32 protein-coding genes and 1 pseudogene are annotated in these 24427 nt (G+C 37.1%); 10 read left to right on the forward strand and 23 right to left on the reverse strand.

The window, feature by feature from the left end:
• Positions 1-20: 20 nt before the first annotated feature.
• The 5 genes from ilvC to leuD all read left to right on the forward strand — a co-directional run bounded on the left by ilvC (position 21) and on the right by leuD (position 5861).
• Positions 21-1055, forward strand: a complete 1035-nt coding sequence (gene ilvC / locus QUG14_RS14100; RefSeq protein WP_289341168.1) for a ketol-acid reductoisomerase — start codon at positions 21-23, stop codon at positions 1053-1055.
• A complete protein-coding gene (locus QUG14_RS14105) occupies positions 1042-2589 on the forward strand; it encodes a 2-isopropylmalate synthase (protein ID WP_289341169.1) in 1548 nt (515 codons plus the stop codon). Before ilvC ends, QUG14_RS14105 begins: the two co-directional genes overlap by 14 nt.
• Before the next feature lie 49 nt (positions 2590-2638).
• Positions 2639-3745 (forward strand): 3-isopropylmalate dehydrogenase, encoded by a 1107-nt coding sequence (leuB, locus tag QUG14_RS14110; protein WP_289341170.1) that lies wholly within the window; start codon positions 2639-2641, stop codon positions 3743-3745.
• A 112-nt stretch (positions 3746-3857) separates the two neighbouring features.
• Positions 3858-5276 carry a 3-isopropylmalate dehydratase large subunit gene (gene leuC / locus QUG14_RS14115; protein WP_289341171.1) on the forward strand — a complete coding sequence of 473 codons (1419 nt, stop codon included), beginning with the start codon at positions 3858-3860 and terminating at the stop codon, positions 5274-5276.
• The gene (gene leuD / locus QUG14_RS14120) at positions 5277-5861 is read left to right on the forward strand and encodes a 3-isopropylmalate dehydratase small subunit (protein ID WP_289341172.1); all 585 of its coding nucleotides are present in this window, start codon (positions 5277-5279) and stop codon (positions 5859-5861) included. It abuts the gene before it with no gap.
• Between the two features lie 219 nt (positions 5862-6080).
• Here the strand turns inward: leuD and QUG14_RS14125 are convergent, their stop codons facing one another.
• On the reverse strand, positions 6081-6407 hold the full coding sequence (locus tag QUG14_RS14125) for a YnfA family protein (protein ID WP_289344147.1): 327 nt from the start codon (positions 6405-6407) through the stop codon (positions 6081-6083).
• A 398-nt stretch (positions 6408-6805) separates the two neighbouring features.
• Between QUG14_RS14125 and QUG14_RS14130 the strand changes: the two genes are divergently transcribed.
• Both QUG14_RS14130 and QUG14_RS14135 read left to right on the forward strand, forming a co-directional pair.
• Positions 6806-7054: a hypothetical protein gene (locus QUG14_RS14130; RefSeq protein WP_289341173.1), complete on the forward strand. Its 249-nt coding sequence runs from the start codon at positions 6806-6808 to the stop codon at positions 7052-7054.
• A 381-nt stretch (positions 7055-7435) separates the two neighbouring features.
• Positions 7436-7573, forward strand: coding sequence for a hypothetical protein (locus QUG14_RS14135; RefSeq protein WP_289341174.1), 138 nt, complete (start codon positions 7436-7438; stop codon positions 7571-7573).
• Between the two features lie 74 nt (positions 7574-7647).
• Here QUG14_RS14135 and QUG14_RS14140 read toward each other — a convergent pair whose 3' ends face one another.
• From QUG14_RS14140 to QUG14_RS14215, 16 genes and pseudogenes are all read right to left on the reverse strand, one after another.
• A complete protein-coding gene (locus QUG14_RS14140; protein WP_289344148.1) occupies positions 7648-8208 on the reverse strand; it encodes a class I SAM-dependent methyltransferase in 561 nt (186 codons plus the stop codon).
• A gap of 47 nt (positions 8209-8255) precedes the next feature.
• Complete coding sequence (locus QUG14_RS14145; RefSeq protein ID WP_289344149.1) at positions 8256-8786, reverse strand: GNAT family N-acetyltransferase; 531 nt, start codon at positions 8784-8786, stop codon at positions 8256-8258.
• 72 nt (positions 8787-8858) lie between these two features.
• Positions 8859-9320, reverse strand: a pseudogene (locus tag QUG14_RS14150) (histidine phosphatase family protein); the annotation flags it as partial.
• A gap of 22 nt (positions 9321-9342) precedes the next feature.
• Positions 9343-9741, reverse strand: coding sequence for a GNAT family N-acetyltransferase (locus QUG14_RS14155; RefSeq protein WP_289341175.1), 399 nt, complete (start codon positions 9739-9741; stop codon positions 9343-9345).
• Between the two features lie 39 nt (positions 9742-9780).
• Complete coding sequence (locus QUG14_RS14160; RefSeq protein ID WP_289341176.1) at positions 9781-10239, reverse strand: DinB family protein; 459 nt, start codon at positions 10237-10239, stop codon at positions 9781-9783.
• Positions 10240-10279: 40 nt separating this feature from the next.
• Positions 10280-11029 (reverse strand): 2-phosphosulfolactate phosphatase, encoded by a 750-nt coding sequence (locus tag QUG14_RS14165; protein ID WP_289341177.1) that lies wholly within the window; start codon positions 11027-11029, stop codon positions 10280-10282.
• A 76-nt stretch (positions 11030-11105) separates the two neighbouring features.
• Positions 11106-11534: a VOC family protein gene (locus tag QUG14_RS14170; RefSeq protein WP_289341178.1), complete on the reverse strand. Its 429-nt coding sequence runs from the start codon at positions 11532-11534 to the stop codon at positions 11106-11108.
• Positions 11531-12274: a DUF6843 domain-containing protein gene (locus QUG14_RS14175; protein WP_289341179.1), complete on the reverse strand. Its 744-nt coding sequence runs from the start codon at positions 12272-12274 to the stop codon at positions 11531-11533. Before QUG14_RS14175 ends, QUG14_RS14170 begins: the two co-directional genes overlap by 4 nt.
• Positions 12275-12385: 111 nt before the next feature.
• Positions 12386-12961 (reverse strand): GNAT family N-acetyltransferase, encoded by a 576-nt coding sequence (locus QUG14_RS14180; protein ID WP_289341180.1) that lies wholly within the window; start codon positions 12959-12961, stop codon positions 12386-12388.
• A gap of 74 nt (positions 12962-13035) precedes the next feature.
• A complete protein-coding gene (locus QUG14_RS14185) occupies positions 13036-13749 on the reverse strand; it encodes a hypothetical protein (protein WP_289341181.1) in 714 nt (237 codons plus the stop codon).
• A gap of 342 nt (positions 13750-14091) precedes the next feature.
• On the reverse strand, positions 14092-14790 hold the full coding sequence (locus QUG14_RS14190) for a nucleotidyltransferase domain-containing protein (RefSeq protein WP_289341182.1): 699 nt from the start codon (positions 14788-14790) through the stop codon (positions 14092-14094).
• A gap of 39 nt (positions 14791-14829) precedes the next feature.
• Entirely contained in the window at positions 14830-15453 is a 624-nt protein-coding gene (locus QUG14_RS14195; protein ID WP_289341183.1) for a histidine phosphatase family protein, read from the reverse strand.
• Positions 15447-15872 (reverse strand): HIT family protein, encoded by a 426-nt coding sequence (locus QUG14_RS14200; protein WP_289341184.1) that lies wholly within the window; start codon positions 15870-15872, stop codon positions 15447-15449. The genes QUG14_RS14195 and QUG14_RS14200 overlap by 7 nt, the downstream gene beginning before the upstream one ends.
• A gap of 239 nt (positions 15873-16111) precedes the next feature.
• On the reverse strand, positions 16112-16468 hold the full coding sequence (locus tag QUG14_RS14205; protein ID WP_289341185.1) for a DUF2085 domain-containing protein: 357 nt from the start codon (positions 16466-16468) through the stop codon (positions 16112-16114).
• Positions 16443-16718, reverse strand: a complete 276-nt coding sequence (locus QUG14_RS14210; protein ID WP_289341186.1) for a hypothetical protein — start codon at positions 16716-16718, stop codon at positions 16443-16445. The genes QUG14_RS14205 and QUG14_RS14210 overlap by 26 nt, the downstream gene beginning before the upstream one ends.
• 206 nt (positions 16719-16924) lie before the next feature.
• A complete protein-coding gene (locus QUG14_RS14215; RefSeq protein ID WP_289341187.1) occupies positions 16925-17239 on the reverse strand; it encodes a DUF3892 domain-containing protein in 315 nt (104 codons plus the stop codon).
• A 128-nt stretch (positions 17240-17367) separates the two neighbouring features.
• Between QUG14_RS14215 and QUG14_RS14220 the strand changes: the two genes are divergently transcribed.
• Entirely contained in the window at positions 17368-18114 is a 747-nt protein-coding gene (locus tag QUG14_RS14220; RefSeq protein WP_289341188.1) for an RDD family protein, read from the forward strand.
• A gap of 95 nt (positions 18115-18209) precedes the next feature.
• Positions 18210-19760, forward strand: a complete 1551-nt coding sequence (locus QUG14_RS14225; RefSeq protein WP_289344150.1) for a glycosyl hydrolase family 28-related protein — start codon at positions 18210-18212, stop codon at positions 19758-19760.
• Between the two features lie 13 nt (positions 19761-19773).
• On the opposite strand, the gene QUG14_RS14230 is transcribed toward QUG14_RS14225, so the two are convergent.
• A complete protein-coding gene (locus QUG14_RS14230; protein WP_289341189.1) occupies positions 19774-20364 on the reverse strand; it encodes a DUF1836 domain-containing protein in 591 nt (196 codons plus the stop codon).
• Between the two features lie 133 nt (positions 20365-20497).
• Between QUG14_RS14230 and trhA the strand changes: the two genes are divergently transcribed.
• Positions 20498-21145 carry a PAQR family membrane homeostasis protein TrhA gene (gene trhA, locus QUG14_RS14235; protein WP_289341190.1) on the forward strand — a complete coding sequence of 216 codons (648 nt, stop codon included), beginning with the start codon at positions 20498-20500 and terminating at the stop codon, positions 21143-21145.
• A gap of 36 nt (positions 21146-21181) precedes the next feature.
• On the opposite strand, the gene QUG14_RS14240 is transcribed toward trhA, so the two are convergent.
• From QUG14_RS14240 to QUG14_RS14260, 5 genes are all read right to left on the reverse strand, one after another.
• A complete protein-coding gene (locus QUG14_RS14240) occupies positions 21182-21316 on the reverse strand; it encodes a hypothetical protein (protein WP_289341191.1) in 135 nt (44 codons plus the stop codon).
• Positions 21317-21467: 151 nt separating this feature from the next.
• Complete coding sequence (locus tag QUG14_RS14245) at positions 21468-22166, reverse strand: Type 1 glutamine amidotransferase-like domain-containing protein (RefSeq protein WP_289341192.1); 699 nt, start codon at positions 22164-22166, stop codon at positions 21468-21470.
• Positions 22167-22190: 24 nt separating this feature from the next.
• Positions 22191-23051: a phosphotransferase family protein gene (locus tag QUG14_RS14250; protein WP_289341193.1), complete on the reverse strand. Its 861-nt coding sequence runs from the start codon at positions 23049-23051 to the stop codon at positions 22191-22193.
• 81 nt (positions 23052-23132) lie between these two features.
• On the reverse strand, positions 23133-23600 hold the full coding sequence (locus tag QUG14_RS14255) for an SRPBCC family protein (protein ID WP_289341194.1): 468 nt from the start codon (positions 23598-23600) through the stop codon (positions 23133-23135).
• A gap of 23 nt (positions 23601-23623) precedes the next feature.
• Positions 23624-24385: a GDSL-type esterase/lipase family protein gene (locus QUG14_RS14260; protein WP_289341195.1), complete on the reverse strand. Its 762-nt coding sequence runs from the start codon at positions 24383-24385 to the stop codon at positions 23624-23626.
• Positions 24386-24427: the final 42 nt, after the last annotated feature.

Below are 24427 nucleotides of genomic sequence, written 5' to 3' on the forward strand. Positions count from 1 at the left end.
TTTTCGAAGGGATGATTATAATGGCAAAAGTATTATATAACGGAGATATTCAAGAGGCAGTTTTACAAGGAAAGAAGATCGCAGTAATTGGTTATGGTTCACAAGGTCATGCTCATGCATTAAACCTTAAGGAAAGCGGTTTTGACGTTGTTGTTGGTTTAAGAGGCGGAAAGTCTTGGGATAAAGCAGTTGAAGATGGAGTTGAAGTTACAACTGTTGCTGAAGCAACTGCTCAAGCAGAAGTTATTATGGTTTTACTTCCAGATGAAATGCAGCCTAAGGTTTACGAAGAAAGCATTAAACCAAACCTTGAAGCTGGTAATGCATTAGTATTTGCTCATGGTTTCAACGTTCATTTTACACAAATCGTTCCTCCAGCAGATGTAGACGTGTTCCTAGTTGCTCCTAAAGGTCCAGGACATTTAGTTCGACGCACCTATACAGAAGGCGCAGGAGTTCCAGCACTATACGCTGTTTATCAAGACTACACTGGCCAAGCGCGTGACTTAGCTCTTGCTTACGCTAAAGGTATCGGATCTGCTCGTGCAGGTGTATTAGAAACTTCTTTCCAAGAAGAAACAGAAACAGATTTATTCGGAGAACAAGCAGTTCTTTGCGGTGGTGCTACTGCCCTAATCAAAGCAGGTTTCGAAACGCTTGTAGAAGCTGGTTACCAGCCTGAAGTTGCTTACTTTGAGTGTTTACACGAATTAAAATTAATCGTTGACCTTCTATATGAAGGAGGACTTGAAAACATGCGTTATTCTATCTCTGATACAGCACAATGGGGAGATTTCGTTTCTGGACCACGTGTTGTTAACGAAGATACAAAAGCACGCATGAAAGAAGTATTAACGGATATTCAAACAGGTGCATTTGCGAAAGGCTGGATCTTGGAGAACCAAGCAAACCGTCCTCAATTTAACGCAATTAACCGCAGTGAAAATAACCATCCAATTGAAGTAGTTGGTCGTGAGCTTCGTGCCTTAATGCCATTTATTAAAAACAAGCCAGTAAATGAGAAGAAGGAAGTGGTGGTAAATGGTTCACGTTAACATCTTTGATACGACACTTCGCGATGGCGAACAATCTCCTGGTGTGAATTTAAACCAACTCGAAAAACTGGAAATCGCTAGACAACTAGAAAGGTTTGGCGTTGATATCATGGAGGCCGGGTTTCCGGCTTCCTCCCAAGGGGATTTCGAGGCAGTAAGAGCGATTGCCCGGAGTATTAAAAACAGTTCCGTCACTGGTCTAGCAAGAGCAACCAAATCGGACATTGACATTGCGTGGGACGCATTAAAAGATGCAGCAGAACCAAGGTTGCACGTTTTCCTTGCTACCTCCCCTATTCATATGAAATATAAATTGTTCAAAACACCTGAGGAAGTCATTCAAACCTCAGTCGATATGGTGGCATATGCCAAACAAAGATTCCCACATATCGAGTGGTCTGCTGAAGATGCTTCTCGTTCGGATCTAGACTTTCTTGTCAAAATCATTACCAAGGTGATTGACGCAGGAGCAACGGTCATTAACCTTCCTGACACTGTAGGTTATGCTACCCCAGCAGAATATGGTTACATGTTCCGTTATATCCGAGAGAACGTTCCTAATATCCATAAGGTTTCATTATCCTGTCATTGTCATGATGATTTAGGAATGGCTGTTGCCAACTCACTGGCAGCAATCGAAAATGGTGTTACCCAGGTGGAAGGAACCATTAACGGTATTGGCGAACGTGCGGGGAATGCTTCACTTGAAGAAATTGCCGTAGCTTTCAATATTCGTAAAGATAAATATCCATTTACGACAAATCTTGTTTTAAAAGAAATCAAACGCACCAGTGACTTAGTCAGCCGCTTCACAGGAATGATGGTTCCTGGAAATAAAGCGGTAGTTGGAAAAAATGCTTTTGCTCATGAGTCAGGAATTCATCAGGATGGTGTATTAAAGAATGCCCTAACCTATGAAATTATTACTCCTGAAATGGTTGGTATTCAATCGAATGATTTAGTCCTTGGTAAGCATTCAGGACGTCATGCCTTTAAAGATAAAATTGAAAACATGGGCTTTACGTTATCTGCTGAAAAACTTCTTGAAGCATTTACAGCTTTTAAACAGCTTACCGACCGTAAAAAAGAAGTTACGGATGAAGATTTATTTACTATCCTAACCGATATCCAAACTGCAGTTGCTGATGTTAAAAAATATGAACTTGTTGCTTTCCAAGTCCATTATGGTTCAGCCAACCTCCCTACTGCTACAGTTGCGCTTAATACGCCAGAAGGTGTTCGCGTAGAAACCGCCCGTACAGGTTCAGGAAGCGTAGAAGCGTTAATGAACACATTGGAAGCTTTAATTAAAGAAGAAATTCACTTAACTGATTTTAAACTAAACTCAGTTGGCCAAGGAAGAGATGCCCTAGCTGAGGTACATGTAAAAATGACCGTTGATGGTCTACAGGTAAGTGGCCGCGGTTCAGCACAAGACGTGTTAGAAGCTTCTGCTAAATCGTTCTTGAATGCTGTAAATCGAGTATTTTACAACCCTAAAGCTGCTATTTCCGCAGCATCCGCGCAAGCTTAAGTGACTTTTTTGCGAGGCGTTTTAAAAAATGATGAGGAGGTTGCTTCGAATGAAAAAACGTATTGTATTACTACCTGGTGATGGGATTGGCAAGGAAGTTATTAATTCTGCAAAAGATGTATTGAATGCTATTGCTGAAGAATTTAACCACAGTTTTACCTTCGAATCCCATGAGATCGGAGGGGCAGCCATTGACCTATACGGCACTCCGCTGCCGGAAACAACAGTTGACGCCTGTAAACAAGCAGATGCTGTATTATTAGGTGCGGTTGGAGGCCCTAAATGGGATAACAACCCCTCCCATTTACGCCCTGAAAGAGGATTGCTTGGTATTCGGAAGGCCCTTGATTTATATGCCAATTTAAGACCCATTAAAGGATTTAAAAATTTGCTGCATGCTTCTCCTTTAAAAGAGGAAGTTGTTGCAGGCAGCGATTTATTAATTGTCCGTGAGTTAACAGGAGGGATTTATTTCGGTACTCCTAGTGAACGTCGTGATAACGGGCAAACAGTGGTTGATACACTAGCTTACACCCGTAAGGAGATTGAAAGAATCGTAGACAAAGCATTCCAAGCAGCCCAAGGGCGGCGTGGACACCTTACATCTGTTGATAAAGCAAACGTCTTGGAATCAAGTAAGATGTGGCGTGAGATTGTCGAAGAGAAAAAAGCTCACTATCCAGATGTGGCTGTTGACCATGTCTTGGTGGATGCAGCTGCTATGAAATTGATTACAAATCCTACGCAGTTCGATGTCATTGTAACGGAGAATATGTTCGGTGACATTCTTAGTGATGAAGCCTCTGTTTTAACAGGTTCACTTGGAATGCTTGCTTCAGCAAGCCTGAGCGAAGATGGAGTTGGACTATATGAACCCGTTCACGGTTCAGCACCAGATATTGCTGGAAAAGGTGTTGCCAACCCGGTAGCAATGATTTTATCAACCGCGTTGATGCTTCGTTACTCTTTCGAATTAAACGATGAGGCGAAATTGATTGAAGAGGCTGTACAATCGGTATTAGATGCTGGCTTCCATACCGCTGATCTTCAAATACCTGAAGGCAGACTTGTTGGTACTGCTGAAATGACTCGTCATATTGTCGACTTCATTAAATCTCAAAACGCATCAAAGTGTATCATGAGCTGTTATGTATAATTAGCTGCAGCTGGGCTCATTAGTCCAGCTGCTTCTCCTTATCAAGAACCGTATTTTTTAGGGGACGAACTACCCCCTCTCTACTAAATCTAGAAATGTGAGGAAGGACATTATGCAAAAACCAAAAAATATTATTCAAAAAGTTTGGGAGAAGCATGTCGTATATCAAGAAGCAGGAAAACCTGATTTGCTTTATATTGATTTGCACTTAGTTCATGAAGTAACCTCTCCTCAGGCATTTGAAGGGTTACGAATGAACGGCCGTAAAGTACGTCGACCAGATCTTACTTATGCAACAATGGACCACAATGTTTCCACACTTGATCGAAACGTGATCAAGGATCCTATCTCAAAGAAACAAATTGATACATTGAAGGAGAATTGTCAGGAATTTGGCGTTGAACTTTCTGATCGTCAGCATCCAGACAATGGGATTGTCCATGTAATTGGTCCTGAACTTGGTCTTACACAGCCTGGAAAGACAATCGTCTGTGGTGATAGTCATACTTCTACACATGGTGCATTTGGCGCTTTAGCGTTCGGAATTGGGACAAGTGAAGTCGAACATGTCCTAGCGACACAAACACTTTGGCAAGCACCTCCAAAAACAATGAATGTTAAAGTGAACGGTAAACTGGGAACAGGTGTAACGGCAAAGGATTTAATCTTAGCGATTATCGGTAAATTTGGCGTTCAATTCGGAACTGGTTATGTGATGGAATATACAGGCGAGGCGATCACTTCCCTATCCATGGAAGAGCGTATGACCGTTTGTAATATGTCGATTGAAGCAGGTGCACGTGCAGGCTTGATTTCACCTGATGAAACGACTTTTGAATACTTAAAAGGACGTAGACATGTTCCTAAGGGTGAAGCTTTCGAGGAAGCCGTAGCAAACTGGCGTGCACTTGCCACTGATGAAGGTGCACACTATGATTCTGTTGTTGAAATTGAGGCATCTGAAGTAGAACCTCAGGTGACATGGGGAACCAACCCAGGTATGTGTATCCCAATTACAGCTTCTGTTCCAAATCCGGATAATGAAGATAGAGCTAATAAAAAGGATGAAATTTCTCGTGCCCTTCAATATATGGGACTTGAAGCCGGCCAACCGATTTCAAATGTAGAGATTGACCATGTCTTTATTGGTTCTTGTACCAATTCACGGTTAAGTGATTTACGAAAGGCTGCGGATGTCGTTCGTGGACATAAGGTTAATCCTAAGGTGAAGGCAATCGTTGTTCCTGGCTCATTTAGTGTAAAATTAGCTGCGGAAAAAGAAGGTATTGATCAAATTTTCAAAGAAGCAGGCTTTGAATGGCGCGAAGCTGGCTGCAGTATGTGCTTGGCAATGAATGATGACATTGTTCCTCCAGGTGGACGCTGTGCCTCTACATCTAACCGTAATTTTGAAGGCCGCCAAGGAAACGGATCTCGCACCCACCTTGTCAGCCCTGAAATGGCTGCTGCTGCTGCAGTTGCAGGTCATTTCGTCGATGTTCGCAAGTTCACTGCACAGGAGGTAATATAAATGGAACCATTACGCATTCATACAGGAATCGTTTGCCCGTTAAATCGTAGTAATGTGGATACAGACCAGATTATTCCGAAGCAATTCCTAAAAAGAATTGAGCGAAGCGGCTTTGGACAATTTTTATTTTATCACTGGCGCTTTGATGATGAGGGTAACCTGCGTGAGGATTTTTCAATGAATCATCCTAAATATCAGGGAGCTTCTATTTTAGTTGCAGGTGAAAACTTTGGCTGTGGCTCCTCCCGTGAACATGCACCATGGGCGATTCAGGACTTTGGCTTTAAAGTGGTTATCGCCCAAAGTTACGCCGATATTTTTAAAAATAACTGCGTGAAAAATGGTATCCTTACAATTCAAGCTAGTGAAGAACAGGTTCAAAGTATTATGCGTAAAGCGGAGAACGAGGAGTACACACTTACTGTGAATCTAGAAGATCAAGTGGTTACCGATAATCAGGGGTTGGAGTTTACATTTGATATTGCTCCATATCCGAAAGAAATGCTGCTTAACGGCTGGGATGAAATTGGTGTAACACTGAACTATGAAGATAAAATTTCTCAGTATGAACTTGCACATAAATAGAAAAATGAGCTTGGATATCCAAGCTCATTTTTTAAGGCTCTTTTCTTAAACTTTGTTAATCTTGGAACAAAATTAATGATTGCACTAGATTTCCGTAGAAAACAGCAAAAATTTATTAAGAAAAGAGCGTCCAAACTAAATTCTAAAGCGCAAAATAGTTAATTCCACGTTAAAATCGGCTTTAAGATTTTAACAACTATCTTTACAAAACAGCATTTTCTATTGTCTTGGTGCCAATAACATCACCAAAACACCTATTAAACATATACCGCCGCCAATCCAGTCATAAAAGTCTGGAGTCTTTTTGTCGATGCCCCAACCCCACAATAGCGAAAGCACAATGAATACTCCCCCGTAAGCAGCATAAACTCGTCCGAATGATGGGAAAACCTGAAAGGTAGCAATTATACCGTACAAAGCTAGCACTACACCGCCAATTAGTCCCCAGTAGGACGGCTTCCCTTCTCGCAGCCATTGCCAAATAAGATAACCCCCTCCTATCTCTGCAATACCTGCAAGGATAAATAAAAGAGTTGCTTGAATCATTACAAACACATCCATTTCAATAAACTCTTATAAAAAGATTACATGCTCATTTTATAAATCCGTATGATGCTGGTCGATGAGTTAATCGGACACCATTGATGACGTATGATTCCCGTTCAACCTGAAATATCTCTCTAGCGGTCATCATAGATGACGTATGATTCCCGTTCGACCTGAAAGTATCTCACGAACGGTCATCATAGATGACGTATGATTACCGTTCGACCTGAAATATCTCTCTAGCGGTCATCATAGATGACGTATGATTAACATTAATCCTAAAAAACCCAAGCTTACATTAGAGGACTGCCTCATTCACATTTTGACCCCAGCAGTTCGGTATAAAAATTTTTTCATATCATAGGGTAAATAGTAGACAAGTTTAGGAGGTTGTTTATTTGCTTAAATTAATGTTATTTATTTTATTCGTTCTCCTAGCAATTACTATACTCTTCATTATCTTAACAAAAAATAAGCAGCAAATGATTCAGACTTATTCTATTTCTACTTTTTTAGGCACAAGTTCCAATGATGAAGTTCTGGAACAAAAACAATCTCTCATTGAAAAAGTTAATAAATTTTTCGATGATAATGGTGTCGGGGATGATGGTATAGACGACAACGGTGGGGATGAGGGGGGAGAATAGTTACAATATTTGGATAATCGCAACAATGTTTTTTCTATAATTTAGCTCTGTTATTATTCATTGTTGATGTTCGTGTAGGTATTAGAATGAATAGGCGGAGAATTTCCGGTTAATGTATATAGTGGTAGCTTAAGATGCAGAAATAAGCGGAGATATTCCGGTTAACTGCTCTAAATAAGTCAAAATCCAAAGATTTGGATCATATAAGCGGAAAAATGCCCTTATTTATAATGGTATATAACAAATTTCCAATTTAGCCTGAATTTTTCCGCTTATTTTTCAAACACAGTGGAATCAACATCCAGTTTTAACAGAGCATGTAATTTAAGAATGAACGAATGGATTAGGTTTAATACTAAGTACGAAAAAGGAGGGATTATGATGGATGGAAAATATAATACAGGCGACGACGCGAATGTAGAAATGAAGAAGGCTCTAAGCAAAACAACACCTAGAAAGAATCCAAACATGAGTGAAGCAGAGTTTAAGATGAAATACCAGGGTAAGAAACAAATCTAACATAAAACAGGGGCAGGTTTCCCCCTGCCCTTTTCAAATGCGCAACTTGTATTAAAGTGTCTCATTGATTTTATTTAAGACTTTATTGCGTCTAGTATAAGCGAAGGAAATAATAATTTATCTCCTTGATTCCTAGGATCAAACTTTTTGGACCGAAAAATCACTCCATCTTCAGCATGCCAGTCATTAAAATGAAAGTTACCTGCTTCATCACAATACTCAAGTAAAGTAACTTTAAATCCTGCCTCTTCAAACATGTTAGATAGCGTTCGATAAGTATGGACCATTTTATGACTTGCAGCGGGATGATCTTTTGGACCTGGTCCACCGATTTTAACTATATTTTGATAATCCTCATCAGGAAAAAATCCATCTGGAACCGCACACCGGATATAACCTGCAGGCTTCAGGTATTGATAACAATTTTTCGCAGCCTGAACACCTTCTTCAAATGTTAAGTGCTCCCAAATGTGTTCAGCTAGTATAGCTGTAATGGAATTATAAGTAAACATACTAGCCCATGTGGTTTCATCTATTAAATTAAGCTCTTCTTCTTGTGTATGTACCCAGCCTGGGTTATTATTGTAATCCCCAGCTCCGATCACAACTTTGATTTCCTTCTCTCTTATCACCAGATTCTCCCCTTCGTCTCCTATTCACCTTTTCTGGCATCTCTTATTTGTTATAATTCAATCCAGAATCTTTTTATGATAGTTCCATCTTCTTCAATAAAATCTGAATCTGGTATACCTCCATTATTAATAATCGTTTTGAAGGAACCTGTATTATCCTCATTACATAAAACCAGCGCCTTTTTAATTCCTAACTCTTTAGATTTTTCAAGCGCCAATGACAATAATTTAGTCGCATATCCTTTTCTTCTCTCTGAAGGACGGATACCGTAACCAATATGTCCTCCACTATTTAATAGAATTTCTGTTAAACGGTGTCTTATATTTACAACACCCAGTATTCTTTTGTTTTCATTTATTAACCAAAATGTTGAATCTGGCACCCAGCCTTCAGGAAGATTATGTCCTTGCTCATTATCATTTAAAAATTGGACCATTGCCTCAAAGTTTGACGGATCTTTTTTGATAACCCAAGGTACCATATCCTCTTTGCTATCTAACCATTCTTCATAAAATGAGATGTATTCTTCCTTCAATTCTACCGTTGGTTTAATTAAAGATACTTGATGGTTTGAGTCTATTATCAATCTTTCATACGACAAATTATCGTCCTCTTTTTTCAATAAAAACACATCAGGATTACGTAGATTCCGCCAATCATCAAATCCGAACTCATTATTATAATGATTTAAAAGTAAAGACAGAAGGTTACCATGTGTAACAATAATGGTATTTTGCGCTTCATTGTTCATAGCTTCCTCTACTACACTTACGATACGATGCACTGCATCATAACTAGACTCTCCACCTTCAAACTTCAAATCAAAATCATCAAAGGTAGCGCTTAGCTTTTCAAGCCAGTCGGAAAGATTTTCGGAACTAAGTACACGTTCTGTTAATAAATCGTTCGTTTCAATTTCTAAATTTAGTCTTTTTGCAAGTGGTTCTATAGATTGGATAGTGCGCACAAACGGACTTGAGATAATTCGATTAATTGGAATATCTCTAAAGAACTCAGATAATGCGATAGCTTGTGTATGACCTTTATTTGTTAGTGGCGCTTCTGCTGGCTGCCCTTGGGCCTCACAATGTCGGATAAGATAAATTTTCTTCATAACTAGTCCTCCTATTTTCTATTTATTCTTCAAACGTCTTTCTGAACCCATAAAAAGGCCGATATCCCTGACCTTCATAGAATCTATGGGAGGAACTTGATGCAAGCATTTCTATTCTCGTTTTAGGATATAAACGATGTACGTACTGAAGTAACTCTTGCCCAATGCCTAATCCCCGATACTTTTTATCAATTAATAATTCACAAATGTAAAGTGTAATACATGTGTCGGTAAAACCTCGAATATAGCCTACTACTCCGTCACCTTCTGCATCAACAACGTATGAAACAGATGAATTTTCCCATGCCTGCCTCGTATCTTCATTCTTTTCAACTAAGTTATTCCAGCCTTCTTCTCGGTTTAACTCTTGTATTCTATTAAAATCACTCTCTTGATACTGTCGGATATGTATCTGATTCATTAAATAAACCTCGCCCAAAATTTCTCTACGGTTTGTATTTTATGATAGGCCTCTGCCTATTAAATTTGCTGAAACCGGAGTCGCTCCAAGTTCCCTTGCCCATATGGATAATTGCCCAATATGATGAACTTCATGCACAATAATGTGATTTACTACCTCTCCATATGTAAAACTCCTGCCATCATCCAATTCTAAAATCTGACTGCCCATTTCTTCCTTCCATTCTGTTACAAACTTTTCCACCTCTAGATGCCAGTCATTATGCAGTTTTATTACATCATTAATAGAGTGGTAGTCCTCTAATTTAAATTCATACTCCTTTCCCCCATTTAAATCGTTAATCCAATCATATTCAACCACAACAATATGTAATAAAGTATGGAGTATATTGCCGAATCCCCCCGTCCTTTTTTCTAATAACTGTTCAGTTGTTAACTGTTCACACCAATTAAACCAATCTTCTCGTACCTGCCAATTATAATAAAATAGCTGTTTCAAGTTTTACACCTCTATTTTGGTTTACTATTTTCTTATCCCCCTAGTAATACTCTACAAAATGGTCACTTTTTAATATGGGAACAGTTTGGTAGACATTTAATCTACTACAATGCTTCACATCAGCCCCAAATCCGCGTTCACGCAATTCCCGGCCGCTTCCACAATCCCAAATCAATGCTTCTAGTTTTGATCTTGTATGGTGAAATGCACCGATACAAACTTCTGCCTCCGGTGATTTTTCACCAGCTAGATAGGATAAAATAGCACCCGCACCTAAATAATCCTCTATCGCCGGACGAAGTGTATCTTCCTCTTCTTTTCCATTACTCCATAGTTCGCCGCAGGGGATCACCGTAACACTTGCATTCATTTGTAATCTCAATTGATTGGTAACTGCTGCTACAGATGAAGCATTTAGCAAAGAACCTATTAACAAAGCAGGCACTTTAGATGCAATCCAAGTACAAAATGCACCATTGAGTGAGGTAAGTACATACTTTTTATTTGTATGTTCTTCATTAAAGGATACAGGTGATAATGTAGGTTTCCCTGCTTTTGCTGCCTCTGCTCTTCCTAAAATATATTCGGCACTGATTTTTTGTGCGTAATCATTTCCATCTATATTAGGAGGATAGGGATAAATTACTGCACCATAATTTAAAGCTGATACAACCGTTGATGAGAAACTAAGGACATCAACAATAATGATGATGTCACCACGCTCAGCTGCCTCTCTAGCACCACGTCTGCCCCATTCCACACGACAAGTGTAAGGAGATTGATCAAACATGCAACTACCACCACCCTTATGTAAAAATATATTGATTAGGAAAGCCTTACCTCAAGTTGAAGTAAGGCTTAAACTATTACTCAATAATTAACATATCATTCTCATCAAATTTCCAGCTCTGTGCATAGGCAACTTCCCAATAGTACCCATCTGGATCTGAAAAATATCCGCTATAGCCTCCCCAAAATACCTTTTGTGGAAATTTTACAATCCTTCCTCCGGCTTGTTCAACAATCTCAAAAATTTGGTCAACCTCTTCCGCGGATTTTGCATTGAATGCGAGAGTAATTCCTGAAAAACCTTTGCCAGCAGGAGGATCGTTTTCATTGATATCCTTCGCTAGCTCATCTAATGGATACAATGCAAGTTTTGTACCACCATTTTTAAAGAAAACAATTCCTGGATTCTCATCTGTTACAGATGTTTCAAATCCTAGGGCACAATAAAATTCTAGAGACTGCAAGATATTTTTTACACCTAAAGTAATTAAGTTGATTCTGTTCATATTGAATCCTCCCGTTCTACTCCATAATAAATATTTAATATTTCATTAATCATTCTTTCTTTGCTATCTTCCATATCAAAGCTTTCATTCGTAAATTCGCCGCTGCAATTATCTTTTGTTAACCGAAAGCCTGTATAAATCAAATCCACAACTTCAACTTCAGATGTTGAATATCCACCAGTTCCAAATAAACTCACACATTTCTTAGATATCGGCGTTCGATTTCCCTTTGCATCTACATAATAATATTTATCTGTTACTGAACCATAATCCATATCGGGAGTAGAAGTAGCAAAATAGCCTTTATTATTAATCCTATGGACTTCGTACCCCTTTTCGGTTTCAACCTTCTGTGCTCCGTTGATATTGTAGAAAACAAACACATCGCCTTCATATCCTTCAGGAATCAAGTAAATATCGTTTGTTTTATTACTTTGGCTGGCTAGGAAGAGTGTGATAGAAGTTAAAGTACCTACTATTAAAATACTTAAGAGAATTTTTAGAAAGTGAGAAAATCGGCTTAGCTTTCCTAGTAAAACATATGAGAAGTAACACAATAGACATAAAACTACCAATATAGGAGTTATGGTAAACAAATTGTATAAAAAGCTCTCCCCAATTGAGAAATAATAGGTATCAGGGTCTCTTTTAGCAGATGGTGTATAGCTAAACAAAGAAAATATAAGTGTAATTACAGACGATAGACTCACAGATGTAAGACTAACTTTTAGGATTCTCATTTATAAAAATTCCCCCTAAAAACCATAAAGTTATATATTCATCATATTATCCACATAATCCTTCCTTTAAAAAGAAAATGCTTTACCCCTCTTAGAAGTAAAGCACCATCCTTATAATTCATCTAATATGTTTTGACTCTTAGGATTTTCGGTAAAGGTCAAGACCTCTTCAACAGGTTGATAGGATTCACCATAAAAATGTTGATCCTTGTAGGTATGAATCTTATCATATGTTTTTCTCATCGCTTCAAATATCAGCTCTTCAGCCTCTTTATTTGGTGCCCAGTAGAGGATTTCCATTTTATTAATCTCATTTGTGGCTAGCGACCGTCTTTCATATCCGATTGAGTTTGCGTGTTCAAAACCTTCACGTTTATAAAAATGAAGCCTTTTTCCACTATCACTGTCTTCATAGTTAATAGGTTCCACTTCCAGAATAATAGGCTTACCTTTTTTCCTCATTTTTTCGATAAGTTTATGACCTAGCCCCTGCCCTCGTGCATTTTTTGATACAAACAGATAATCAATAAAGACAAAATCATCTAACTCCGCATACATCAACACATGATTCGGACCTTCATCCTTATGATAGATATCGGAACGCTCTTTCAGCAACGTTTCCATATGCTCTCTTGACTTCATTTCTTCAACAGGAAAATATTGATTTAACTTCTCATACCAATGCATTCTGCTGCTCCTCTACTAAGTGTCTTAATGAGGAAAGTATGTGTGGATTTTCCATTTTTCATACTAAAAAAGGTTTATTTTAAAATCAGAAGGTCTAAAAATTCTTGCTCTGGTTTCATCAATTTTATACCCTTTTCAGATTGTAGATACATTCCTTTATCGCCTTCATAAAGGACATTTATTTTTATATCAGCATACTCTATTACCAATGTATTTTTTCGGCTTTCTACCTCTTTATTCCAATCCATCGCTTCGTTAATGGAACTGGAGATTTGTTCGATCACTGATTTATCTGTTATTTTCGTACAGTTTTGATTAGCAGCACTTTGATAGATACATATACTTTCTGGGGCTGAATGGATCCAATTCGTTGAATGGATGATATCCGTTTTATCAAACATGACCTCTGTTTGGTTCTCAGTTTCATTATATTGAGCAGAAATCCATAACTCACCTTCAAAACCATCTTTTCTCCAACGAGTCCTAAACCCACTCCAATCATTTTCAGCATGTTTATCGTCTAGTGCCGATTCCACATGTGCCAATTCCCACCCTAGATAAGGAAGTTCCTCCATATAAAAATAAAATATATTTCTCCAGTGATCATCCTTCATAATATATTGGTGTTCCGTCGGTTCTAAGCCATCGAATAAAGGTATATCAATATGTTCCTCAGGAATAATTGACATCCCTTGATATGTTTCGTCTGTTAGTTTTTGAATCGAATACCCACTAATAATAAGAAGGATTACAACAACCCCTATTATTCTCCAGTTTTTCTTGCTCATAGTTCCCCCATTTTTCATGAATCTTTATCTCTAAATCATCTAACGTTTTATTGATAATATTCTACAAACTTCCACAAAATTCCTTCTTATTCTCATATGACTGTAGAATAAAAAAGGATTGACATTGAAGACAATCCTTCCTTAATCACTCTTTGATAGGATACTATCGTTCTTATAACTTTTAGGGAGAATAAAAGACTTTTGTCCCAAATAAGTATTAAACTATTCAAAACACCGAATGATTCAGACTGCCACCAGCGATTCCTTGCTTGGCCTGTCCGAATGTCCCCCTGATTCAGACTTCCATTGTCGATTTCTTCTTTGCCCAGTCCGAATCGATTCCTATTTTCCTATTGAAAATCCTTGAAATAGTCGTCCGCCAAATGGTTGTAGGCTATCATCAACCATTGTAATAATTTTATTTTTATCTCCCGTTTTATAAAAAATATCAAATGCCTCTACAAACTGACATGCAAACGTTTCATCATAATTCCTTAATGCACGTACTATCCATTTAGAAGTACCAATCCATTGTCGATTCGTTCTCAATACAAATTCGCTAACTAATTCAGCAAGTGTATTGGCAATAAATATATCTTCTGCTCTATTAGTACTGCCTATAAAATCATCAAGTGTATCTGTAATAAAATAACGTTTAATTTTGATGGTTCCAGCTGACCACTCTTCTGGCCCCTGATCTAATAACTCTTTAGCCTTCTGTTTAATTGGACCAATGATTTCATTACCTTTTATGACAATACCCTCCGAAACCATTTTAGGCAATGAAGGTCTGGCCCTTTCGCAATCACTTTTAAAAAAGTCCTTATAAGATGTTAAATTATGTACAAAAATCTCTATATTCCAACCATATTCAATCACTGACTCTCTATATGCAGATTTGAGATTACTGTCAAATATCACAATATCAAGGTCAGATGTTTCTGTGGCTTCACCTCGAACGACACTCCCGGCCAATAGGGCTCCAAGACAATTCGGGAAATGGTTTAAGGTAAACAGTTTGGCTGCGTTGTAAGCTTCCATTCTACTAATCTTCCTCACCTCAATTCCTTATAGTTCTTTTTATATAAAATTCACAGTTTTCAGATGGGTTATATCTCCCTCTAACACAACTTTTAATTCATTTTCATGCATTTCTACAATAGTAAGACTTGTGTCATGGATATAGGGTGGGTCCCATAAGGTTTCAATGGGTGAATTCTTAAAAAATGTAAATAAACACTTGATTACTACAGAGTGAGTAACAATTAATATATTTCCAGATTTATATTCTTTTTTGATTCGATTTAAAACCTGAATAGCTCTTGCTCGTGTTTCTTCGAACGTTTCTCCTCCATCAATTGTAAATTGATGGGGTGTGTTCCAGAATGACTCAAACTCTGTTTGATACATTTCTTTAATGGATGAATGTGTTTTTCCCTCCCACTCACCCAGTTTAATTTCCCTTAGATTCTCATCGTAAATGACAGGAATATCTCTATCACCGCAAATTAAATTAGTAGTAGCCTTTGTCCTGCCACTAGGACTTGAAAAAATAGCAGCAAACTCTGTTTCTTTTAATCTTTCACCTAATGATACAGCATTTTTTATACCATTTTCTGTTAGATTTGAATCCAACCATCCTTGCATTCTTTTTTCTCTGTTCCACTCGGTTTCACCATGTCGTGTTATGTATAGCGTTAACATAAAATCTCACCTACAGCTTCAATTATTTTCATTTTTGTTTCCATTAACTTCGTTTCAACTTCAATAATAACGTCATCTTCTGAATAGAAATCAGCAAATGATTGACCATTATATCTAGGTACAACGTGCATGTGATAATGAGTTAATTCATTAAAAACCCCGCCATTTTGGCAGATAGTTATACCATCCGGATGATAAAGTTTCTTTATTGCCTTTGATAAAAGAATAGATGCCTTCATAATTGAATTTGCTGTTGTTTCGTCAAGTTCTTCTACGTCATATACATGTTTTTTAGGCAAAATCATAATGTGACCTTCATTGAATGGCTCATGATCTAAGAAACAACATACATGCTCATCTTCAAAAACAACATGAACAGGTAGATGTTTATTTGCCAAATTACATCCTAAACATTCCATTTTGACACAACCTTTTATTTTAATAATTCTACTTTAACAAAAAAAAGGCCGGCATCATCGACCTTTATAAAATATTTTGGAGTGCATCTAAAATAGATATGATAAATTGGTAAATCAACGTGAATAGTTGTGAAAAGAAATCAAACAAGGAATCCAGCATAACAATCATCCTTCCATAACATCCTGTCATAGTTTATGCAAACTAGGACAAGTATGAAACGGATAAACGTGTACTTTCTTTATAATACAAAAGAAATAATGCTCTGGCTGATACTAACAATGAGAATACTTTGACCAAAACCACTAATGATACCTGTTGTTAACCTGAGTGGATTATTACTCATTCGAATTTGCCTTTTTTGAGTCCATCCATCCAAAACCATAGGAAGATTTAATACAATCCCCAGCCAAAGTGGAATATACAATTCAAATATTAAGAATAAGGGAAAAAATAAATACCCCAATAATATACCCGTGCACCGTGCACATAATGGCAGCGTATGCCCTTTTATGGTTAGACTTCTAGACTTCATCCGATGACAAGGTACAATATCTGTTAGCCACCTTAATTTAATTACAATTTGGTCCGCAGTCACAATCTGGTCCCCCATCACAATCAGATTTACCGTCACAATCCGGAGTGCAGTCAAAGGTCGGGCAATCTGGAGTACAATCATACTTCTTCTTTTTTCGATACTTTTTACTTCCATAATAAAAAAGGATAAACACGAGCAATAAAATACCTGCTACCGTACCAATAATGCCAAATACCATTTCACCATTTAGTAAAAATGAGGTACCAACCACAAATGAAATAATCATAGTTGTTAGCAACAGAAAAAACATCTTCTTCACCTTTTTCTCGATTAAATTCTCTTAGTCTTATAGATTATTATTCCTTCAATTCATCTACCCCTATCAATCTTAAAAACTCCATACATTAGCCCCATAAAAAATTCCAATATTAATTTATATTCAACCTGAGATGGCTATAACCTTTTTCTAATGAAAGAAAAAGGGAACAGCTCCTTTACGCTGCTCCCTTAACGAATCTAAAATTCAGGTAGTCGATCAAGATTGTTTTCTTTTATCCCATCTGGTTCGCTTCGAATGATATCTCTTCCGTATTTATGAAAAACATCTACATGTGCGATTTGTCCTGATTTTGCTTCTGTCAATGCAGTAATGTAGTCCAGCTCTCTGCCGTTACTTGTTTTAAAGGCGATAATATCCCCATCATCATTTTTCCTAACCGCTACAAATTCCTCTTTTCCATCTGGATTATCATTCGCTGCCTCTACCTGTGCTTGCTGCTCACTTTGCTGCTTATAATCTTCATAAATTTTCTCATAGTTCTTTTCTTCCATCGTTTCCACCTCCGAACGTATGTTAGTATTTTGAGGATAAAGGGAAATAAATATTCAAAATACACAAAACTGACAAAAAAGGCCCATTATCTAACGTGGTATAATTTACCTAATTGGGGGCGATTAAAATGGAATCAAATAAGGAAAATGTTTGGTTTTTTATTAAAGATTCTCAACAACAAGGACCTGTTTGTTTATTTGAATTAAAGAAGTTAATCGAACAAAGGATATTAACTGGTGACACCTTTGTTTGGAACAAATCAATGGACTGCTGGCAAATGGTAAAAAGTCTTGAAATTTTTTCAGAAAGCATTTTTAAATCAACAAGAATCCACCTACTCCCTGATAAATTCAAAACAAAAGTAGAGTATGAAGAAGCCACCTATCCAAATGGCAGACCTTATGTCCGGTACCTTGCTAGATTTTTCGACCTTTCCATATTCTCCATAGTTTTTATCATTTCTATCTCTATTCTTTTTCCAACATTCATTGCAGAAACTTCAAATTTATTCATATTTATCATTAGTTTAATTCTCTGGATTATCGTTGAACCTGCCATCATTGCTATTTTCGGAAATACTTTTGGAAGGGTTTTCTTAAATACAAAAATCAAAAGCGTGAATGGCGAAAACCTCAATTTCAAAACTGCCTTTAAGAGGAGTTTTTTTGTAAATGTTTTAGGTATGGGACTTGGAATTCCTATATTAAATTTTATTTGTTTCTTTTTATCTTATCGGGATTTAAAGGTTCGTGGAATGTCCACTTGGGACCATAAAATTGGAACCGTTATCTTATATGGAAAGGTTAGTATATCAAGGCTTTGTATTGCTGGAAGCCTTCCAATTGGAATGTTGGCAGCAGGATTTTATATTTAGAGATAATAAAAGTTTCATCTCCTTTTTTACATGACTCCTATTAATCGGTAATAATAGGAATATTAATGTTTATTAAGTTGGAGTGAAGTAGTTTGATGAATTTCGATAAATTCCATCTGCCTATAAAAAATGGAGAGATACTTTCAGAAATAACAGGTAAAAAACTTGATATAGAAAGGGTCATCAAAGAAACAGATCAACTTTTCCATCAATGCCGTGGGAATGAGCCTGTCCCTCAATTCAATAAAGCACCAATACATATTCCTCTTTCGAAAAAGATATTCGAGAGATTGTTTCGATTATTTGCCAAACCCTATAGCATTATGGAGCCTACACAGATTTACGTCAATTCTAAAGGAAATGTTTATCCAGAATGGAAGATTAAACTAGATGATGAGTACGAAAACTTATTAAGAAAAATCACTAGAGAGGTAAATATCGAAGACTTTGGCGGGGTAGGGGACGGAAAAACAGATAACACTGTCGCTTTTAAAAAAGCAATAGGAAAGGGTTTTGTTAAAGTAAAGGTTCCAGAGGGCATCTTTATAACGAAAGGAATTGCTTTGTCATCTTGGACCTGTCTCGTAGGATCTGGAAAGGGCAAGACAACGATTAAACTGCATGACGCAGCTCCCAAAGGGACTCGATTAATTACCAATGCCAACCATTGGAAAGGAAATCATCATATATTTGTTCAGGGAATGAGTCTAAATTGGAATGTCGAAAGGCTTGGGGATGTAAAAAAGACAAGTACTTGGGGCAATCATTCAAGCTGTTTAACATATGCAAATGTCACCTATGGCTGGGTTAAGGATGTTGAAGCGATTAATCCAGGACTTCATTGCTTTGATATATCCTCAACCTTATACAATTATGCAGGAGATGGATTTCTTGCCAAGGGTGGGAGCCAATATGTTTGGCTTGATAATCTAAATGGATTTGGATTTGGTGATGACGGAGTAACCACCCATCATAGCGAGTACCTATTCATTTCGAATTCTCATATGTGTGATCCGAGTGGCCGTGCCCATCAGAAAGGTTCATCAAACTCAAATGGGTTTGAAGTGGATGATGGTTCAAGAAATGTCCTCATGGTTAATAATTCAACAGCACGGTGCTTTGGTGGTATTGAAATCAAGGCACATCAAAATTCATCTGCTGCCTCAAACGTGAAAGTTGTCGGGCATATCTCTGTAAATGATAACCGGTCCTTTAACTTTCGTCATATCGGACACCACAAAAGCACAGATACTGAGTCAAAATCTGCCTATAATATATCTGCTGTAAACCTTGCCGCCATTAACCCGATTTTCACTGAATTATATAAGGACTCCACTCCGCGCGGCTTAGTAGTTTCTGCTTATAAAAATGTCGTCATCAACCATTTAACATTGATCGGCGACCCAGACTACGACTATAAAGAGAACCCGGTTATTGCGATACAATACCGAGCAAGGAATGTGGTGTTAAATAATATTTCGGTCAGAGGGTTTAAAAGTGCTAGTGCAGATATTAAAGTTTATGGGGGAGAAAATCGGGCTGATTCTGTCTCAATCAATCATATTGATGTTAATGACTCTGCCTCAATGGCAATAGATATAGGTAAAGATACGGAAGATGTTCAGATACACCAAGTGATGAACTAGAAAAAGCGTCATATCATTTATGACGCTTTCCTTCTTTTTCAACTACAATTTCGTCAACCAGCTTTTCAGCAACTCTTCGATACAAATTACTCATGTGAACAAGCGAAGAAATCATCAATACCTGCTCAAGGTATGGAGCGTTTCGGTCCTCCATTTTTGCAACTTCTTCATTAACATCCTTTACCCGCTCATTAATATCTTCATTAAAATCAGTTACGTTTTTTTTCGAGAGGTTTAAATAACTAGTGTAAAAAGAATCAATCTCTATATCCTCTTTGATAATCCTTTTATTTATCCCATCAAGTGTTATTTGAATATCGTTAATGGAAAGAGCGCCTTTTAATTGATAAATTAAACTCATCAAAATCAAATGCTCTTTTGAGTACTTCTTATTTTTTATCGGAAAAATTAGTTTCCCTTTTGCATAGTTATTAATCATCGTTTTCGTAAGAATCTTCTCTTCGTCATTACGTTTTGAATCTGCAAATTTATTTTCAAATAACTGAATCACCTGATCCATATATAAATCAATATTAGGTATTTCATCTACCATAAGGTTTGATTCAAGTCCTAGTTGGTCAATTATTTCATTGATTTTTCCCATAATTAAAAACCCCGATCATAGTTTTCTCTGATTAATATTATATCGTAACAGTTATTCGTTGACTAGGTGATGTTTTACGAGTATTATTATAAGTAGTTATTAAAACTACATCATGTATTAGGAGGGTTTTTACTTGAGCAACTTTATTCGGGAACCAATTAATGGACTGACTCATTTAACTGGAGCATTGTTATCGTTTATAGGACTTCTTGCGATGGTGATCAAGGTGTCAAGTACCACCTCGTCAACGATGGCCATTACGGCAGTTATTATTTTTGGTGTTAGCATGATCCTCCTTTATTCTGCTTCCGCCACCTACCATATGGTAATTGCTAAAGATCATGTAATTGCTTTTTTAAGACGACTCGATCACTCAATGATTTTTATTTTGATTGCAGGTACCTACACACCGTTTTGTTTTATTAGTTTAAATGGAACAACCGGAAACATTTTATTTTCAATCATAGCTGCGGTAGCATTAAGTGGCGTAGTTTTTAAGATGGTCTGGTTTAGTTGTCCGCGCTGGATTTCAACCGCATTGTATCTTGTTATGGGTTGGATGATTGTGTTTGTTTTCTCACCTTTAGCAGGGAGCATGGCTTCTATGGGGTTATTTTTATTAGTACTCGGGGGTGTTTTTTATACAATAGGCGGTGTCATCTACGGGGCAAAGCCAAAATTCCTCCAATCCAAATATATGGGCTTTCATGAGATATTTCACATCTTTATCATGCTTGGGAGTTTATCTCATTTCTTCTGTGTTTTCTATTTTGTTATATAAATTGAAAAACGCCCCTAGAGGCGTTTTTTACTTGTATTATGAGTTCTTTTTAGTATCTCTTGCAGCTTGTTTCCTTGCTTTCTTACTTAATCCTTGTTCTGCACCAAATTCCGTATCTGCTTTACTTCCACCAGTATGAGGCTGATTACGATTGTTGTTTTTATTGGTCATTGTTTGTATTTCCTCCTTTATATGTATGTTGGGCTAGCAACATCTTTTATACTGCTTTAAAAGGTAGGGAATTATACCTATTTTTCTTTAATTCTTTATCGCAAGAAAGTATTTTACGTGAGGATTAAGTACTATAATAATTTGTACTTCTTTAATAAGAACCAAGGAACTCGGTTGGAAGTTCGGTTTCGATTACTTTATTTTCGTAGTAAACTCGGTATGCCTTGCTGGTTGGTCTTGAACTGACAATTTTACTTATTTCTTGTTCGATGTAATGAAATGCAACCCCGTCATCTGCTGCTATTCCAGCTTGGATTTTCTTAGACTCAATGAGTTTATGATAGGCAGGTCTTCTATCCACTTCCCCATCATAATGAGGGCAATTACTGCCTTTTAAGAAGCCCAGGCAGTTGAGAGGCTCTAATCCTTCGCCATAGGAATCGGTTACACCTTCCTCGAACCAACAGATGGAACCCGCACTAATCCCTGCTAAAAGTATTCCTTGATTCCAAGCTTTTCTCAAAATGGTGTCTAATCCCCAATCTTTCCACAATGCTAATAGATTCTTTGTATTTCCGCCGCCAACATAAATAATATCTTTTTCCAAGATGAAACTCTCTAAATTCCTGGTCGGAGGTCTAAATAATGAAAGATGTGAAGGACTGCAGGTTTGATTTTCGAAAAAGTCATAGAACCTTTGAATATAATCTTCTGAATCGCCACTTGCAGTGGGGATAAAACAAATTTTGGGGTTGTCTTTACCTGATTGTTTAAGAATATAAGAATCTAATAATGTATTTTCTGGTTCCATTGAGAAACCGCCTCCGCCAAGTGCAATAATTTGCCGCATATTTTTCCCCTCCAGTTTAAAATTTTATTTATATGCTTTTATCCCATTTTCAAATGTTTCTACATCATCATTATCCACCCCATGTAAGGCTTCCTGTAACGCAAATGTACTTCTATAAAACCTGACTCGTTCGGCTATTTCGGTTCCATTTGGGTACAACTTCAAACACATAGTAAAAAAATCTTCCCCGTAACTGGATAGTATTCCTGCAAAGTCATATGCCGGGTCACCTATATCACTGCCGCCAAAATCAATGATTCCCGAAATATTATTGGTAGTTGGATCCCATAAAATATTTGTTGCCCCAAAGTCACCGTGGACCAAAGATGTTTTTAAGCTAAGAGACGTTTCACTGTTTAGAAAAGTTTCAAAAGAATACGCGATTTGTTGTTGTGCTTCTATCCTCATAAAAGGATAAAGTTTATCTTGTATTCTTTGATAAAGGTCGACCATTTCCTCACGAGGATTGGTTTCCTCTAACGTCAGTTTATTTTTAGGTATTGAATGAATTTCAATAAGGAAGCGAACCAACTGTGTTGCAAGTCTTATTAAAACTTCTTCACTTTGAATGTTTCCGAGACTTTCTTTCCACAATGGTGATCCTGAAATTAGTTCATAGCCAACAAAGACCTCGCCCACTTCTAATTCTTTAAAAGATTGATAGAATGGACTTGGAATTGGAAGAGATACTTTATCTTTAATTGCTTCTAATATATCAGTCTCTTTTTTTAGATTGTCTATCCCCATACGATACTTTGGAAATCTAAAAACGATTGATTCATTTATAATAATTACATCATTATTTTGGCCCATTTCATTCAACCGGCAATCCCTAATAGAAAGGCTTGGATAAACTTGTTTAATATGCTCAATATATTTCTCCATTGTTTTTACTCCCTTTTAACTCAACTCATATCTTGACAAAACGGCAGACTAAACCATTGGGATTTAGTCTGCCTAATTCTCTTACCAATTTATATTGGCGTCTGGCGCCTTGTCTGCTACGAGATTTAATTGAATATTATGCTCTAGATATGCCTTTAAACCAGAGAGTACCATTGTATACCCTCCCATTGAGTCAATGGCTTGGCTGACCATTTCATCCCCACTTCCAGAAAAGCCAAAGTTCGTAATAGAAACAAAGGTTTCATTATCTGTTCGAGGAGTAAATACCCACTCAACCTGGGTCCCATTGGTCCATTCAATTCTTATTACCTTGTTTTGCTCTAATTCCTTAACATACAAGTCATCGCCAACACCATACATCTCCCAATCCCATCTAACCTTTTTACCTTCTTCTAATCTCCCGCTGCTTTTGGTGAACCAGAATTTTGTAGTGATTTCAGGATTGATAAAAGCTTCATAAACTTCCTCAACTGGTCTACGAATTAGCATTTCTGCTGTTACAACGGGTGTTTCGTTTAGTGTTATCATTCTTAGTGCTCCTTTTCCTTAATTCATAGCTTTCTACCACTATGTTTTCTAATTGGATGATTTTTAAAACTAAGTTCTTTTACTACTTTTTCTGACACTCGATCGGCGATTAACTGATATCCAGCTGGATTAGGATGTAAGGAGTCGCTGAAATAAGTGCTTTTTGGTTTGTCTTGAAATAGGTCAAGGGTAGGAACGTAGTAAGTCTTTTCAAAATCTACAGCCACATTATCTATCTCGTCGTTCCAATTTTCTATCGTATTTAAAATTTCCTGTTGATTTGGATATTCCACATAGGGGTGGTATAAACCTAAAACAAAAATGGGAGCAGCCGAATTTTTAATTCTAATATGTTCAAGGATTTTATAAAGATTCGTTTTGAATTTACCTTTACCCTCATTTACTTTTTTTACATCAAGTGGATAAAATTGATGATTGGCACTCTGCCTAAAATCATTTGTTCCGATGTAAAGAATAATATAATTGGCCTTTTCTATTTGCGCGTTGGTTTTTTTATCCTGCAGTTGTTCGATAACTTTATCGGAAGAATACCTTGGTATAGCGAAGTTACTCACGTTAACAGGAGTATTTTGTATATCTTCCAATTTCACTTTAACTCCTCCTATGTATCCCTTTTTTGCCGGGTCCCCTATACCATGTGTGATAGAATCACCGAGGGCTACAAGGTTAAAGACCTTTGTACTACTAGCCGAAGAACCACGAATACCGGTATATGTACCAAATAGAATCAGAAATATGCAGAGTAAAAAGATAAAATTTTTCATATTAAAACTCCCAGTTGTGTTGACTTATTTAGGAGTTTTCCC

Source organism: Neobacillus sp. CF12 (assembly GCF_030348765.1).
In the GTDB taxonomy this organism is placed as follows: Bacteria; Bacillota; Bacilli; order Bacillales; family Cytobacillaceae; genus Neobacillus.